12 protein-coding genes are annotated in these 17,019 nt (G+C 48.4%); 2 read left to right on the plus strand and 10 right to left on the minus strand.

Annotated features, from left to right (window positions below):
- Positions 1–124 precede the first annotated feature (124 nt).
- Complete coding sequence (locus O9X78_RS15805; protein WP_269620697.1) at positions 125–454, minus strand: hypothetical protein; 330 nt, start codon at positions 452–454, stop codon at positions 125–127.
- A gap of 64 nt (positions 455–518) precedes the next feature.
- The gene (locus O9X78_RS15810) at positions 519–914 is read right to left on the minus strand and encodes a hypothetical protein (protein ID WP_269620698.1); all 396 of its coding nucleotides are present in this window, start codon (positions 912–914) and stop codon (positions 519–521) included.
- A gap of 579 nt (positions 915–1,493) precedes the next feature.
- On the opposite strand from O9X78_RS15810, the gene O9X78_RS15815 reads away from it, so the two are divergent.
- A complete protein-coding gene (locus tag O9X78_RS15815; RefSeq protein ID WP_269620699.1) occupies positions 1,494–1,955 on the plus strand; it encodes a globin domain-containing protein in 462 nt (153 codons plus the stop codon).
- A 92-nt stretch (positions 1,956–2,047) separates the two neighbouring features.
- Here O9X78_RS15815 and O9X78_RS15820 read toward each other — a convergent pair whose 3' ends face one another.
- From O9X78_RS15820 to O9X78_RS15855, 8 genes are all read right to left on the minus strand, one after another.
- On the minus strand, positions 2,048–3,217 hold the full coding sequence (locus O9X78_RS15820; protein WP_269620700.1) for a lipid-transfer protein: 1,170 nt from the start codon (positions 3,215–3,217) through the stop codon (positions 2,048–2,050).
- A 92-nt stretch (positions 3,218–3,309) separates the two neighbouring features.
- Positions 3,310–5,712, minus strand: coding sequence for a TonB-dependent receptor (locus O9X78_RS15825; RefSeq protein WP_269620701.1), 2,403 nt, complete (start codon positions 5,710–5,712; stop codon positions 3,310–3,312).
- Positions 5,713–5,963: 251 nt separating this feature from the next.
- Complete coding sequence (locus O9X78_RS15830) at positions 5,964–7,958, minus strand: acetoacetate--CoA ligase (protein WP_269620702.1); 1,995 nt, start codon at positions 7,956–7,958, stop codon at positions 5,964–5,966.
- 10 nt (positions 7,959–7,968) lie between these two features.
- Positions 7,969–8,799 carry a hypothetical protein gene (locus tag O9X78_RS15835; protein WP_269620703.1) on the minus strand — a complete coding sequence of 277 codons (831 nt, stop codon included), beginning with the start codon at positions 8,797–8,799 and terminating at the stop codon, positions 7,969–7,971.
- Positions 8,800–8,832: 33 nt separating this feature from the next.
- The gene (locus O9X78_RS15840; RefSeq protein ID WP_269620704.1) at positions 8,833–11,082 is read right to left on the minus strand and encodes a hydantoinase B/oxoprolinase family protein; all 2,250 of its coding nucleotides are present in this window, start codon (positions 11,080–11,082) and stop codon (positions 8,833–8,835) included.
- A gap of 45 nt (positions 11,083–11,127) precedes the next feature.
- Complete coding sequence (locus O9X78_RS15845) at positions 11,128–13,272, minus strand: hydantoinase/oxoprolinase family protein (RefSeq protein ID WP_269620705.1); 2,145 nt, start codon at positions 13,270–13,272, stop codon at positions 11,128–11,130.
- Between the two features lie 14 nt (positions 13,273–13,286).
- Positions 13,287–13,673, minus strand: coding sequence for an acetone carboxylase subunit gamma (locus O9X78_RS15850; protein WP_269620706.1), 387 nt, complete (start codon positions 13,671–13,673; stop codon positions 13,287–13,289).
- A 12-nt stretch (positions 13,674–13,685) separates the two neighbouring features.
- A complete protein-coding gene (locus O9X78_RS15855) occupies positions 13,686–15,629 on the minus strand; it encodes a hydantoinase/oxoprolinase family protein (RefSeq protein WP_269620707.1) in 1,944 nt (647 codons plus the stop codon).
- 309 nt (positions 15,630–15,938) lie between these two features.
- On the opposite strand from O9X78_RS15855, the gene O9X78_RS15860 reads away from it, so the two are divergent.
- Entirely contained in the window at positions 15,939–16,952 is a 1,014-nt protein-coding gene (locus tag O9X78_RS15860) for an NADP-dependent oxidoreductase (protein ID WP_269620708.1), read from the plus strand.
- Positions 16,953–17,019: the final 67 nt, after the last annotated feature.

Raw genomic sequence — 17,019 nt, forward strand, 5'->3', positions numbered from 1 at the left:
CTCAGGGGCTGTACGAATTGCGCGATGGTTGGATTAAGCTTCACCATTCTCAGTGAAACGCCCTGTGCGGATCCGCATGCAGGGTGTTGTGGGGGCTGAGGGTTAGAGACCCTTGGCTACCCGATTATGCATTGCTCTGTAGACGGATTTCGTGGACTTGACGCATAAAAGCAATGACACCGGCAACTAAAAAAGCCCCCGCTAATGCAGGTAAAATTTCGATAGCTACCTTAGCCACGTACCAGCTCGCAGCAGGGTGATCTTTTAATGCCGGGATAAATATGAAGAGCGACAGCCCCATATATAGGAGGCGCTTCTCAAATGATTCCATCTGCCGCCATGCACTAGAAACTATTGGCCAATCTCTTCTGAATTCAAGAGCTGACCAGACTATAAATCCCAAATTTGCCAGCATTATCCCTATCAAAATAATAGATGCTATAAGGTAGCTCAAAATTCTCTCCTTTTAGACTGCATAACGCCTTTAGCAACGGCGCAGCTTTGCTGCGTCCGATTGCCTAAACTTGTTCTGTGTTTCCAAGGTAATTCACCTTACTTTGATACGTTTTGGATGCACTAACCAACGAAGCTGCGCAAACACTACAATAGTGATCGAGCCGACCATGTTTGAACTCGAATACCATTTTTGCTGATTCAATATCTTTTGGCTCGAAACCCTCAGTTACTACCAAACCGTAGAATGTATCTTTGAGTGTATTCAGTGCCAATCGCAGTGGCTCTATGTGAAGGAACTTTTCTGGGCATGGCTCAGTTTCGGATACATAGATTTCTATAGCATCGAGGCCCGCGTCCTCACAGGCTTGACCGAGATGCGGGTGCACAAAGGAAAGCGCACTCACTGCATGGTGAGCCGTGCTTTGTACAACACTTTTTAGTCGCTTATGAGATGCCATGATTCTCCTGACACAGAACAGTTTTATTATGACGATTTGCGCCTTATATCACTTTGGCCCCCTTATCAAGGAGCGGGCTTTTACGTTGACTGGAAATTTCTAGGAAATTCAATGAGGTACCGATCTCACTATTAGCAAGCGCCGGTCAAACGAAGACTAATTCCCTTTATTTCTGCCAAACATTCCTTTCCCCTGATCATATCGCGTTTTTTATAAATTTCAATGAGTTATATCGCGTGCGAAGTAGTTAATGGGAACGACTCTATTGTTCAAGTCGTTTTCGCCATAAAAACACGGCAGCAGCTCCTTCCACTGGGATTCATTACGCTGTGTGGTTGGCGGAATGAATGGCATTGAGCGCTGGAAGCCCGTCGATACGCGCTAAAATGGCTCAAAACTACTCGCCATATAGTGAATAACCGCAATTCCCTACGCTAACTATCTATGCCTACCTCGGTTATCTCGAATAATCATGACGCCAATGCAGGAGTAACTTGTCTTACACGTAAGGAGCATTGATTCCATTCGACGCGACGACCAAGCATCGCCAGCCGCCGATAACCAATAGCGAGGCGCAACATGAACCCGAAACAAATTGCCATCGTGCAATCGCAGTTGCAGGCAGTAAAATCCATCGGCAAGCCGTTTGCCAAAGTATTCTATGCGCGCTTATTTCAACTGGCGCCAGATTTACGTCCTCTATTCACCTCTGAGGACAACACCAAAGATCGAAAACTCATTAATATGCTATGCACCACAGTGCATTCATTGCAAAACATTGATGGCCTTAAAGTTGTCGCCCACAACCTTGGCCAGCGATACAGCGATCATGGCGTAAATGAGCGCCACTACGATTTATTCATTCAGGCTATGTTGGAAACACTAGAGATGGCGCTGGGAGACGAGTTCAGCGGCGACGTGAAGGCGGCATGGGTAAGTTTGATGGCTATGCTGAAAGAGACATTGCTGGAAGCCAGTACCTACCACGAAGTTGAACACACGCCATGGGGCCATGAAGTACCGATGGCACTAGTAGGCTAGTTGTTGCTTCATCAGCATTTTTTACCCAGTACGCCGAATGTGCCAATGTGTGCGCATACAATGGTGAAATACGGTTTTGTTAAAACGCGCTATTATCTTTTATAGACAGTAACGACCGCCGCACCGCCTAAGCCGAGATTATGTTGCAAGGCCACTTTAGCGCCGTTGACTTGTCTCGCCCCAGCCTCACCGCGCAACTGAGTTGTTAGTTCAAAACACTGGGCTAAGCCGGTTGCACCTATAGGGTGTCCCTTAGACATCAATCCACCAGATGGATTTACAACAATTTTCCCGCCATACGTATTGTCTCCATCGGCTACGAAACGACTCGCGTCCCCCTCCGGACACAGCCCTAAGGCTTCGTAACTAAGCACTTCGTTTGTTGTGAAACAGTCATGAAGTTCAACAACATCTAGATCCTCTGCATTAATATCCGCTTGTGAATACGCTTTAGTTACCGCTTGGCGAGTCATATTTGAACCCACTAAATTCATCGGATCAGTAAAGCTGTCGAGCTTATCTGTGGCCATGCTTTGTCCCGCGATGATAACTCCTCTCGTCATGCCATGATGTTTTGCAAAATCTTCACTGCATATGATGGCAGCCGCTGCACCACAGGTTGGCGGACAGCACATAAGCCGAGTGAGATAGTTCATATAAAGCATCGGCGAGTTCATTACGTCGGCAAGCGAAAGCGGTGTATTAAATAAAGCATAGGGATTATTCACCGCATGATTTCGGGTTTTCACGGCGACTTGCGCGAACAACTCAGGCTTCGCGTCATAGCGCTCCATATAACTATGGCCGGCGGCGCCAAAACACCGCAATGCCAAGGGGGCGACTGGGTAAGCTAGCCTGTCTAAAGCTTCGTCAAAAATAGTAAACGGCGATTCTCTGTCATCCCACTGGGATGCAATTGCACCGCTGGGCATTTCTTCAAAACCTAGGGCCAGAACGCAATCGGCCTCACCGCTGAGAATCGCTTGCCGAGCAAGATAAATCGCGCTCGAACCTGATGAGCAATTATTATTAACATTAACAACTGGAATACCAGTCATGCCAACATTGTAAAGCGCGCGCTGTCCACTACAACTATCGCCATAAATATAGCCAGCGAATGCCTGTTGAACGTCTGAGTAATTTAGCCCCGCATCTTTCAATGCGTCGCTCACTGCCTCACTAGCCATCTCTCTGTAGGGAGCCTGCTTTCCGGGTTTGGCAAATTTCACCATGCCCACACCTGCAACAAGAACCTGACTCATTAACCCCCCTTAAAACGCTAGCGAAATAGTGTCTCGAAAAATCGAACGACGACTTTGGAAAAAAAGCCGCGCGAATAGCACGGCAAAGCAAATTAATCGTATTTATAATCAAACGTGATGCCGTAGGTGCGAGGATCGCTGACGTATCGCGTTACGATATCGCTTACCACCTGAACATGCCCCGTGGTCGCGTATTCGTTAAATACATTTCGGCCGTATAGGGTCACCATCCATTTGGCATCTGATCGCCCAAAACGCAAACGCGCATTTGTAATAGCAAAATCATCATGTGCAAAGAACGGGTCACCATCTAAGGTAGAGTTAGTTTCATCTTTAAAGCTGTAATCTACCCCTAGCCCAGCTTCATATTCGTTGCCAATTGGTAAGCTGTAATCTGCTAAGATGGTATAACTCAGTTTTGGCGAATAGTTAAATTCACGTCCCGTTAAATCCGCCGGCTGACCTCGGGTATTAAAGGCGTTCGGAAACTCCTTAACCTCGGTCTCGATATATGCACCTGCTGCAGAAAGGTACAAGCCTTCAAACGGTGATCCAGAGATATCTATTTCAAAGCCTTTAACTTCGGACGATGGCGCATTTTGTAGCTGCGGTAGCGAGCCGAATAGCGGATCTTGAATACGCGAAAATAGTTGCTTGTCAACGTAGTCATAGTAGAAAGCCGCGGTATTCAGCTGCAGACGACGATCAAAGAAGTTTAACTTAGCGCCAATTTCATAGGCGTCAACCTGCTCTTGGCGGGCGGGTACATACTGCCCCTGATCGGTGGTATTGGTGACCGGGAATGAACCTGATTTAAAGCCCCTTGAGCGAGACAAATACATCAGTACATTGTCATTCGGTGTCCAATCCCCAACAAGACGCCAGGACAGGCTATGTTCTTCAAGATTATCGGTATAGCGATCAAACTGGCCATCTTCGGTAAGCGTGATACATTCACCGGGTGTGGTGACATCTGGAGTGGTTAATGCAAGCAGCGCGCGCTGCAGTGACAAGGCACTGAACACGAGGTTGACATTGGTATTATTGTCTTTGGCGTCATCGGCTAAACAGCCATTAAAATCCCGTTCTTCATCGGTGTAACGGGCTCCAGCAGTAACTTTAAGCGTATCGGTGAATTGCCATTCGACGTTGCCGAAGGCAGATTGAGAATGGTATTCCATTTCCCCATCGCCAATGTAATAGCTTCCCAATAAGCTAATATCTTCAAGTCCTGGTAAGGCACCAACCAGTGGAACAACATAGAAAACACTGTTGTTATCGCTAGCACCAAACAAACGATAATCCGTTCCAGTTTCATGCGGGGTTGCATGAAGACCAGCGGTCCAAGTGACTGGCCCGTTGAATAGCTCGGTGCTTCCCGTTAAACGGAATTCAACATCGACATTTTCAATTTCAGAGAAGAGCGTGGTTTCTATATGCCGTTCGGAATAAGACGAGGCCGGAATTTCGCTGCCATCTGCTTCAAAATTATTATATGAAACTAATAAAATACCTTCGACAGTCTCCGTAAACATCCAAGAAAGACGCAATGCTGCCTGATAGAAGGTTTCATCCTGCGTGAAATCATAGGGCTTACCATTTACGTCTACGCAGGAGGAGTGCCCCTTACAAAACTCGGCGGCACGTGGGTCATCAGAATCGGGAATAAACGGATAATTCTGCACATTAAGCGACGCCAGCAAATCACTCTGCGGGTTCTGAGCGTTAAAATACACCGGCTGCCCAGCGCGGCTATCACTGCGATCTCGCCACCCGGCCAACATCAGCCGCACATTCACGTCGTCGCTTGCGTCCCAATCAAATAAAGATCGAAGCGAGAACTTATCCTGTTCACCAAGTTCACGGTTGCGATCCGTATTACTGTATTGCCATGGGTCGCCCTGCAAAATATAGCGCCCGGCAAAACGATATCGCAAATCGTCTGACACCGGACCGCTGACATAGGCCTCTAGATCCTTACGATCAAATCGACCATAGGAGCCGGTTACGCCCGCCTCAAAATTCTCGGTAGGCTTTTTAGCAATATAGTTAATTGCACCACCAGTAGTGCTCCTGCCAAATAATGTGCCTTGGGGACCTTTCAGAATCTCAACACGCTCAATATCAATATTAGGCCCTTTGGACATAATGGAATACGGCATACTCACTTCGTCGATGTATACGCCAGTGGTAGGACTCGCAAAGTAGGTAGAGTCAGGAAAGCCAACGCCCCTTAAAGTATAAACTGGCGCACCGTAACCACCTTCTGAGGCGGAGAACCCCGGTACAACGATATTCAGGTCTCGGGTGTCGGTGACACCTAATATGTCGAGTTGCTCGCCGTTTAAGGCGGTTACCGCGATAGGTACATCATTGAGATTCTCTTCCCGCCTTTGTGCAGTAACAACCACCTCTTCGAGCAGCGCATTACGTGTACGGGGACGATTTTTTTCGGACTCTGCTTGGGCGCTAACATGTAACGAATTTGCGGCCAAAAAAGGCATGCATGCAGAGGCGATTAGTATAGTTAAATATCTCGTTTTTCTCGTAGTAGACATTGAATTTATCTCACCCTTATTTTTATATTATTCAACTAGTCAAAATTAAGTAAAAATAATTCACTCATTGGGACTTCGAGTAGCCATTGCAGTTTAGGGAGTTTGAGACAATAGATGACACTACCCATTCGTACAGTTTTACATTTCAGCGCCAATGCGACTTAGTCACAAGACTGCAAAAGAAGTAACTACGCGGTTTTTAATCCTGAGCGTTTTGAAAACTCAACATAGAAAGACAAACTTTCAGGATTTTTCATAGAGCCCGGGCTCGCCACACTGACGACATCAGCACCTTTAAGCAACTTTCTCACCGGCACTTCCAACTTTTTACCCGTCAATGTATAAGGGATATCTGGAGCAACAATGATCTCGTCGGGAACGTGTCGCGGTGAACATTGGGATTTCAAACTGGACTTAATCTCTGAACGCATCTCATCGCTGATCTGTGAGCCTTCCGTTAAAGAAACAAATAGTGGCATGTAGAAGCCACCATTCTCCGTTTCAATACATACGATTAAACTATCTGAAATTCCAGCGATGGATTCAACGGTTCGATATATTTCGGCGGTTCCAATACGAACACCATACCGATTCAAGGTCGCATCAGATCGCCCGTATATATAACAGCCGCCACGTTCGTTAATTTTTATAAAATCGCCGTGACGCCAAACACCGGGAATCTCTTCAAAGTAAGACGCGGTATAACGCTCTCCGTCGGCATCATTTAAGAAATACAAAGGCATCGATGGAAATGGTACATCGCAAATTAACTCACCGACTTGATCAATAACCTCGACTCGCTGGTCATCGAATGCCTTCACCGACATACCCAAGGCCCTTGCCTGAATCTCAGCGGCATATACCGGCTGTGTTGGGGTGGCTGCAACAAAGGCGCTGGCGATTTCTGTACCGCCACTCTGTGACGTGACCCACATATCGGACTTCACATTTTGGTAAAACCAATCGAAAGTCGATGGCATTGAGGGCGATCCACCCACTAGCACCGTTGATAGACGATCTAGCGCGAAATGCTCTTTAGGTACAACATGATTACTTTCCATCAACTGAACATAGGTCGGACTCGCGCCAAAGTGGGTCGCGTCGCTCTCGTCGGCTAGTCGCCACAATGTGTCCGTCGTTGGATACACAGGACTGCCATCATAAAGTATGACTCCGGCTCCGGTCAGCATCATACCGACGAGTAAATTAAACATCACCCAGCCAGTAGTCGTATAGAAGAAGCTATTGTCTCCGGATTTTAAGTTCATATGGAGGCTCATAAATTTGAGCATTTCAATGAGCACGCCAATATGCGAATGGGCAATGGCTTTGGGGAGACCCGTTGTGCCGGAGGAAAAAACAAACCATAAAGGATGATCACTATCAACACGACTAAACTTAAAGCCGTCTTCGCCAGGATCGTCAATACTTACAAGGTCTAACCAATTCAACACATCTATTTTATGAGTAAACGGCCCACAGTTACCCAATACATCGACACGAACAACCTGCTCAACCGACGGTAACTCACCCAACAGCTCTGACAAAATTTCTACGCGGTCGAAACGGCTGCCATTAAATTCATAACCGTCGCAAAAAAAGACCAGCTTTGGGCGAACTTGCCCAAGCCGGTCAAGTATCGCCTGAGTACCAAACTCTGGCGCCGCATTGCTCCATACCGCCCCGATACTTATTGACGCGAGCATCGCTATCACTGTTTCTGGGCAATTCGGTAGTACCGCGCTGACTCGATCGCCAGCGCAAATTCCCATTGATCTCAGCGAGGTGGCGACACGTCGAACGTGGGCACTTAGTTCGTCCCAACTTAGTACACTTAGCGACTTACTTTCAGACATCGCAGATATGGCGGGGTGACTGCCTTTGTGGCGTAAAATATGTTCGGCAAAATTAACTTGGCTACCTTCAAACCACTTTACGCCAGCCTTCATTTCTCGACTACTCATCACCTGCGAGTAGGGCGCATCTGACACCACCTCGAAATATTGCCACATCGCGGCCCAAAACAACTCTGGCGCACTAACCGACCATTGCCAAAGTTGAGTGTAGTTCTCACAACTTACAATGCCCTGCTGATCTAACCAATTTATCAGCGCGGTCATATTGCTGTCTGCCACAAAGTCTTTAGATGGCGTCCACAAACACTGGCCTTCCGTTACACTCATGTCGCCTCCGTTATTGTGCGCGAAGTAATGCGATATTTGCTCGCACCACGTCCGGTTCTGAGAAGGCGGGTAGCTCGCTATAAACCCAGTTGGTATTGTGCTGCACTGGTATTTCTGACTCACTTCGCCAAAAGTCTGATGGCAAAGACACTAAGTCGCTATTGCTGCTACAAGCGTCGTCACCAAGGCAAAAATAATCATGACTAGCAAACGTGGCGGCCACCACAGGTTTTCTAAACGCAAATTGCCAATGATAATTTGCAGCAACATTTGCCAATGGCAGATAGAGATCAACACAGGCACCCGCCGCTAAATCCGCATCGGAAAGCGTCGTCACGACACCGGCAATACCAGCAGGCTTTAACTGACGAACGGTATCTGCCAAATAGACCGACGTTGAATCAATGTCCAACTCGGTTAAGGGTTCAACGCGTGCATTGGGGTTAGCCAGTACGTGAGCCCACGAAATAAGTGCAGCATTGGAGGGTATTTCCAATACAATTTCCGCATCTACCATCGCGCAACACACTGTCATCCATTCGGACATATCACTGCGCAATTGCGGATTGGTGAGAAACCGTTTTATCGCAAAACGCACCCGGTTCTTACCGGACATCGTTTGTAGTACATGGGGGTGACGACTAATCCAATCATCAAGAAAGCCCATCAATGGCACGCTTAGTCGGTCAGCGTCGAGCATACCCTGTAACTTTTTATACACTTCGGCAAACTCTGTTGGACTAGACCAGGGCAGCGCTTTGCCACCGCAGAGCACATGCTCAGCAAAGGCATGTGCATTAAACCAAATGGCGGAATTATTTAAATACTTCTCTGCAAGCATGAGTCATTACCTATCAGCTATTATCGACAGCGCTTAATTACGCGGGGCTTCTAATGATGCAAGCTTCGCCTTGAGCTGCTGTATTTCAACGTCTTTTGGATCAGGCAAAATAATAGGAGGCAATGCCGACGGCAGTGCTTTACCAAACGGCCCGCAATACAATTCTTCAGAATTGTTCCAACTACCAAAAAAGGGCACTGTCGCTGGTGGCTCTGGCTTCACTCTCGTCGCCATAAACTCATCCCAGCTCACACCCTTGGCCAAACGCCCTTTCAAAATACTTTTACGGCGTTCGACCGTAGCGGCGTCATCAATAGCGTAGGTATCTGGGTCGTATACAACGCCGTAAAGATCCATCGCGGTTTCTTCGCGAATCAGCCCTTCCTCCAAATCTTTAATCACTAAATTTGGATCTCGGTCCAGCACGTCGCCATAGCCGCCACCGCCACCTTGGCTAGTCATAAACAACTCACCCTCGGGATACAGCTCGAAGGCAACCGCCATTGAATGGCTGCTGTATTCTGCGTCCTCAATTAATCGATCGTTCATGATGCTGGCCATAGATGCCTGAAACAGTTCTGGCGTTTCCTTCATCACCTTGAACAGATTTTTGCCGCGCACTCGAACCGTGCCGTATGTGGGGCAGGCATAGCCGCCAAAAAGACCAAAGGTAGAAGGGAAATACGAACCTCCGGTAAACGTCTGAAAGCCAAAAGGTTGCTCACCGTAGCGCATCAAGCCGTATTCATAGGCCGCACCACCACGGAATTTTCCAAAGCCACAATTGCCAGGCCAAATACGTTTTGATATCGCATATATAAATGGCAATTGTTCTTCAGCTTCTTCGCTTTCACCGATATCGACATTGGCTCCGAAACACGGCGCGATACTGTGCTCACCGTCCTCATCACATTTTGCGCCACCGGCCATCCCGTTCAAATCACCGCACATATTGCCGCAGGAATCTTGGTGCTGAGTGACGCCGCCGTAAATAATGGCCGCGGGTTGATTGAACCACCCCGCCTTGGTTTTTCCGTATTTCACTGGTGCGCCGAAATACAGTTTCGCAAACGCCAACTCTGCAGCGGTCATTATTTTGAACATGGGCTGTATGCACAGCGCGACCGGCACTTCGTTCGAGCAATCGGCAATAGTTCCCGGATCGGTAATAAATTCGAAGCAATCGATAATCGCCTGCGCACAGGGCATATCAGGCCAAATATGGTGAGCAAGTGTTATCGCAACACCAAGCACCTGTGTACTTAGTAGACTGTTAATCGGTCTATTAAATAGTTCGGGGGAACTACCCCGCAAATCAACGATGACCTTGTCACCTTTTACGGTGAAGCAGTACATGATTTTCATCAACGCGGGTTCGCGCATCGTATCGTCAATATAAAATTGCGTGCGCACCGTGCCGTCGGGTAGCTCTGCGATTCTGCGGCGACCTTCATCTCGCATATATTCAACATTACTACGCAGGAAGCCAACGACGGAGTCAACGCCATAACGCGCGATATGCTCTTTAGCGCGACGTTCCATTCTGCAACACGCTGCCAAGCGCGCTTTCAAATCCGCCAACATAGTTTGCGGCTCACGGCAGCTGTTCTGCATAAAGGTAACAAGGTCGGTTTTTAACGCATAATTTTCGACCATTTTAATGGGCGAACCACGCAAGCCTTCATCCCATGGCGACTCAATCATCGGCCCCATACCACCGGGAACACGGGCACCAATTTCACCTTCGTGCATCGCACAAACGCACCAGCTAACAATCACGCCGTCATCAAAAATCGGCATAAACAAATGCTGATCAGGGCTGTGAATACCACCGTAGTGGGCATCATTTAGCAGAAAACCATCACCCTCGTTTATGCCAACAGTTTCGTCGGTTTCAAAGTACTTGCGGATAAACCGAATGGGGTAATGCAAGCTAACAGTAAACCCGGCAACACCGCGAGTAGATGCAAGGGAGAGGTCACCGGAAGCGGTAAAATATCCCGTCGACATATCGGCACATTGGGCAGCAGGTGACGCTACCGTCATCTCTGCGATTTTAAAGGTTTCATCCAGAGACGCGCGTAAACCGGAGCGAATCTCTGCATACAAATTGCTATCGATGCCAGCGCTTAAAATCTCTTCCTCACGCGATGTGCGCGGGGCAACGTGATGATTACGTTGAATCTCTGGGTCAGGCCCTAAAAACGCGCGGTTTTTACTTAAAAATCGATCAACCAGCGCCTTTTCGTCAGAGGTATCTGGATTTGCCAAAGTTGTATTCATTGTTATTTTCCTCACTCCCGTATAGGAGAGCTGTGAATTATCTCGTTACTGATATTGCGCATTACTTTCATGAAAGAACCAAACTGCTCCCTGAGCGGCAGCAACAAATGTCCAGCCTGGCTCCACCAAATACGTCGTTTCGCCGGGATTAACTATTGCAGGCCCAGTAATTTCGACACCGGGATTCAAAGCATCTGCACCGTAGATCGGCGTTGAAACCGACGCTGAGTTTCCTTGGAAATAGCATTCCCGATAATTCACTGCTTGCGGCGGTGCCACGCGCTCTCGCGGTGGTTCTAGCTCTGAGAATTTGACCGTACCCAAATCGACTCTGGATACAACCCTTACTGTAGAAACCCAAACGCCCGACTCCGGCGACACAATTTCCTTGCCATAGCGTTTCCCAAAATCGGCATTCATATACTCAATTGCACCCAACACTTCCGCAGGCTTATTCAAGCGGCGATTAGTGAGTTCGATACTGACTTCCATTTTCTGAATGCCATATCGCATGTCTAACTCAAGGGTGTATTGAATATCATCCTCACGGAAACCTTGACGCAATAAATCTGCGCGGCCCTTTTCCTCAAGCGATGCAACAAGTGCATTAAATGAATCGTAGTCAGCGTAAAGTGCACGGGTATGCTTGTTGTAAAAGCCGAGGGAGACGTTCTTCTCATGGATATGCATTTGATCTAAGCCCGCACCGCCACAGGCAGAGAACACGCTGCTATATGGCGGAGCCAATATCTTTTTAATACCGGCTTTGTCGGCAATACCACAACAGTGCAAGGGGCCATTACCGCCATAGGCTAAGAACACAAACTCGCTGGCTTTATAGCCGCCACCATTTAGCTCTCTAACCAAGCCTGCGGCCATTTCGCTATCGGCCATCGACTTAATAAGCAGTGCAGCTTCCACTTCTGAGATATCCATCTCATCGCAGATATCTTCTAAAGCCTGATAGGTGCGGCGCATATTCAATGGAATAACGCCCTTGGCGTAGTTCTCTGCATCTAGGTAGCCAAGAATAAGATCGGCATCAGTGACCGTCGGGTTCATACCGCCACGGTCATAGCATGCGGGGCCGGGATCACTGCCCGCGCTCTGCGGCCCAACACGGACGGTATTGAAAATTGGATCATAACTCGCAATAGAACCACCGCCTGCGCCCAAGGTAACAAGATGCACCATCGGCAAACTGACACGCCAGCGGTCAACAACCGGATTAAAGTCGTAGTGCTTAGTACCACCCTCGGTTATTAAACCAATATCAAAAGAAGTGCCGCCCATATCGCCACAGACAATATTGCTAATACCGCCCTGCAACGCCAATTGACCGGCGGCATGAATACCTGCCACGGGGCCAGAATGCAGTGTTTTCAGTGCATCTGTAGAATTTAGCTGCGCCATACCTCCGGAGTTATGCACTAACAACATTGGTCTGTCATAACCGTTTTCACGCAGATTTTGCTCCAGTGCATTCATCGCAAAATACATCGTTGAATGTAAAAAGGCGTCGATAATCGCCGAGGAGCTGCGCACATATTCGCCCTTACGACCGACCACCTGATGAGACAATACCATCGGAATAGCACCGAGCATGGAGGACGGAAATTCCTCTTCGAATATCTCTTGGATACGCAACTCGTGGTCTGGGTTTTCCACCGAGTTAATCAAGGTCACGACGATGGCCTGAACCCCTGTATCGACGAGTTCCTTGAGCTTTTCACGAACGTCAGCTTCATCTAAGTCCATCAAGACTTTACCGCGATAATCCATGCGCTGTTTTACAGAGCGAATTCTGGATATAGGCACAATGGGATCAGGTCGCTTAGCGCGGGACATGTCCCTCGCCTGCTCATCGGGAAGACCATCACCGTAGCCACGGCCGCGAGAAATAGGAATGGTGCTTTCAAAACCGGTGGTAATAAGCACACCCACTCTTGGTCCTTTTCGCTCGATTAGCGCGTTCGTTCCCAATGTGGTCGCGTAGCGCACTGAATCGACTGATTGCAATAACAGCCGCCGCTCTAAACTTAATATGTCGCAGGCTTGATCCAGTGCGTCGTTAAAGCCCAGCGCCAAATTATGATGGGTGGTTAAGGCTTTGGTTTGAATAAACTGCTCATCCCAGCTGACAAAACAGTCTGTAAAAGTACCGCCAATATCTACCGCTATACGTTTCATTATTACTTCTCCTACTAGGACCGAAACGCAGCGGTATTCGCTGTACTGTCGTTTTCAACACCCGTCGCACCGCACCACTTTTCCTTGAGTGAGTCGATATCCAGCTCTAAATCATGTAGCGGGGCGTGCCCCGGCACGGTGTATTCCACGTCCATCATTAATCCGCAATGTGGACAGTAAAATTCGTAAATTACGCAGACCTCAGGATCGGGAGAAAAACAAAACCGATAGCGCTCCGGGTCGAGCAATGGGTGGTGAACCTCCCGTGGATTCCGGTCGTGAATCAACAAGAATCGTTTGTAGTTTTCTCGAGCAGGGCCAAGTACGTGATCGCAGCGATCGCACTCCCACATCTCCTCTTGCAGATCTACTCGTAAATATTCAGTCGCTAAAACTTTCATTATTATTTCCCCTTATTCCGACGCGTCTTGTCGACTTGATATATTCAGTACAATGTCGCGATTTGCCGTAAATTCAAATCCCCAGCCCAGCGGCACACTGCAGGTCCAAAAAGCCTCTTCCAGCACAGCGGGGCCAGCACCACTAGCACCTGCAATTTGGTCTTCTACTCGAAAAACCGGCACGCGTTGAAATTCGCCTTTAGAATTGGCCAATGCGCGATCGGATGTTGCTTTTGGCTCGCTGACATTTAGCTCGACTTTGTCGGCCAATTTCGCGTGACTTATGCGATGCACAGCGCGCACGCTCAGCAAAATATCGGCACGCGCAATATTGGCATCGGCGGGAAGTTTCCCGTCTGCGCTTAGGCTGACATCGTGACGTTCTGATTCCTGTTCATACCACACCTCTAAGTCGCACTGCGCTGCGCTGTAACCCTCGGTGCTCATGTCTCGTAACACACGATCCCTGAGTCGCTCAAAAACCTCCGATACGGCGTCATTATCTGAGCGAGGAATAGCTTCGGATGCGAGGTGAGCAATATCACTAAAGCCGATACCGTGGGCGCTAAACACCGCAGATAACCGCGGGATAAGCACCGTCGCAATTCCCGCACTTTTGGCAACAGCCGCCACCCCCATTGGGCCACCCCCGCCGAATGCCATTAACACGGTATCGTCAGTTATGTCGGTGTAGTCACGGATTCCGTCCGCAATCTTACCCGCCCAAGCATCCATCATTTGTGTACATGCCTGCGGTAAGGAGAGCGAAAGCGGCTCGGCAACGTGACGAAGAATGGCAGCCTCGGCCTTATCGTATTTAAGCGCTAATTTCCCGCCAAAATAGGTCTTAGGATCAAGTAAACCCATCACTAGCAATACATCAGTAATGGTCGCTTTATCGCCTCCCATACCAAAACACGCAGGCCCCGGTGCACCGCCAACGGATTCTGGTCCAACTTTAATCACGCCGCCTTCAGCGCGGATGATTGAACCACCGCCAACACCGACGCTCACAATCTCTGCGAGGGGATCGCTGCAGCGAACGCCCTCAATTAATCCCAAGCGGCTGTCGATAATTTTGTTATCTTCAACCAATCCAATATCAGTCGTAGTCCCACCGACATCGACGGTAATTACCCGCCTATAGCCGTAATACTGGCTATAGGCTAAGGCCCCTTCTGCACCGCCCCGAGGACCGGAACTGTAAGTTTTAAGGGCGATGGTTTTTGCAACGCGACCGGAATACCCGTCATTCCGATATACCAAGAGTGGATTACGGGTACGAAAATGACTCAGCTCATTTTCTGTGTTGTATAAAAATCGCTCCATTGCCGGATGCAAGAAGGCGTTAAATAGCGCCGTCCACAGTCGTACATTTGGATTGGCATGCCGACACAGCGCGCTGGAATAAAGTACGGGCACTGAACCCAGCAAATGACGGGGAAAAGACCGCAACATTGTTTTACGCAATGCGCTTTCTTGGGTGGCAAAGTCGTCATCACAAAAGGCCACGACGATCCGACTCGCACCCGCAGCGGAAAGACGCCCGACCGCCTCAGTCAAACATTTTTGGTAGGCTTGCGGCTCTAAATTCATATTGAGCACCGCTACCCGGTCCCCCAACAAATCGGCAAATAGAGCCTGCTGATGATCATCCTCGCAGCACCAGTCACTGTCCGTCGTATTGAGAAGCAAGCCGAGAGACGGGCCCTTGCGCTCGACCAGCGCGTTCGTACCTTGAGTGGTGCTATAGCGAATATGATCCGTAGACTGCAACAAGGCTTTTAAGTCTTCGTGACCATAAATATCTTCAGATATCTTCTTCAAACCTTCGAAAAAGCACTTACTTAAGTCAAAGGGCGTTGTAATTGTTTTAGTATGGTAGGACGTGTCACCATCCAACACCCAAATATCAGTCAGCGTGCCGCCGTTATCAATATTGATAAGTTTTCCCATGCCATATCTCTTCTTATCTGATTATGTATTGCATTCTCGCGATCACAGCGCGCTCGGCCAACTACCCAAATGAGCAGTTCTTACGTGTACTCTGAATACCCCGGAAACCGCTGTGAATGACGAACATTATGGGCAGGTAAACTAAGCAGAAAGCACTACCCCTATGGGTAGATGATTAAGGGGTGGGTTTAAGGTAAAAATAATGCCAGTGTCGAGACTAGAAACCCCATTAGAACGGTACTTAATTAGTGGCTATACACCCACCAGAAATAGACACTCATCAATACAAATAAGAAATAGGATTAATTTATGAGCAGCCCCACCCAATGCCAGTATTGGCGCTTTGATATTCGTCCAGAAGTTAATATCAGCAACGACACTTTCAGCCTTCAGCAGCGAGCGCTAGGCAGTCTTGAGGAGGGTCAAATTCGGGTAAAAAATATCATTCTGTCTATGGATGCTACCAACCGCCTTTGGCTGGGCGAGCGTGAAGAGCTTTATATGGAGCCAGTAAAGTTAGGCGATAGTATGAAGGGCTTTGGCCTGTGCGAAGTTGTTGAGTCTCGCAGTCGTTCGTTTAAAGAAGGGCAATTAGTCACCGCCCTGACCGAATGGGCAGAGTATTCAACCCTTGAAGCGAACGCAGCACAAGCCTTTGCGGCACCGGCTGATATGCCACTCGATTTGGCATTTGGCGTAATGAGTATTGCTGGCCCAACCGCGTACCACGGCCTGCTCAATATCGGCCTTCCAAAACCAGATGAAACCGTCGTGGTCACCGCGGCATCCGGTGCCGTGGGCTGTATTGCCGGGCAAATCGCCAAGCTAAGCGGTTGCCGCGTCGTTGGCACCGCTGGCAGCGACGAAAAATGCCGCTACTTAGTTGAAGAACTAGGTTTTGATGCGGCGATTAACTATCGCAGCACTAACTATGAACAAGCGCTGGCGGAAGCCTGTCCCCGCGGTATAGACATACAGTTTGAGAATGTTGGCGGTAGTATTTTAGATGCCTGCCTAACATTGATGAACAACGGCGGGCGTGTGGTTATTTGCGGTTTGATTTCCATGTATAACTCTACAGAGAATGTGCCCGGCCCCTATATGTTCCACAACAGCATTATGAAACGTCTAAAAATTGAGGGTTTTGTCATACTCGATCACGCTGCGGACTTCCCCCGAATGCAGGAATACTTAGCTCGCTGGCTGCAAGATGGCTCGATAAAATTCAAGTTGGATTGCCACAACGGCATTGAAAACGCGTCAAAGGCTTTACAAAGCTTGTACACGGGCGAGAACAACGGCAAAGTACTGGTTAAGATATAAACAGATCAAAAACCTGATATTTTCTGCAAAGAAATAAACATATAACCAGAAGCCAAAAAATACAGGG

The organism is Zhongshania aquatica (assembly GCF_027257955.1).
Taxonomy (GTDB): domain Bacteria; phylum Pseudomonadota; class Gammaproteobacteria; order Pseudomonadales; family Spongiibacteraceae; genus Spongiibacter; species Spongiibacter aquatica.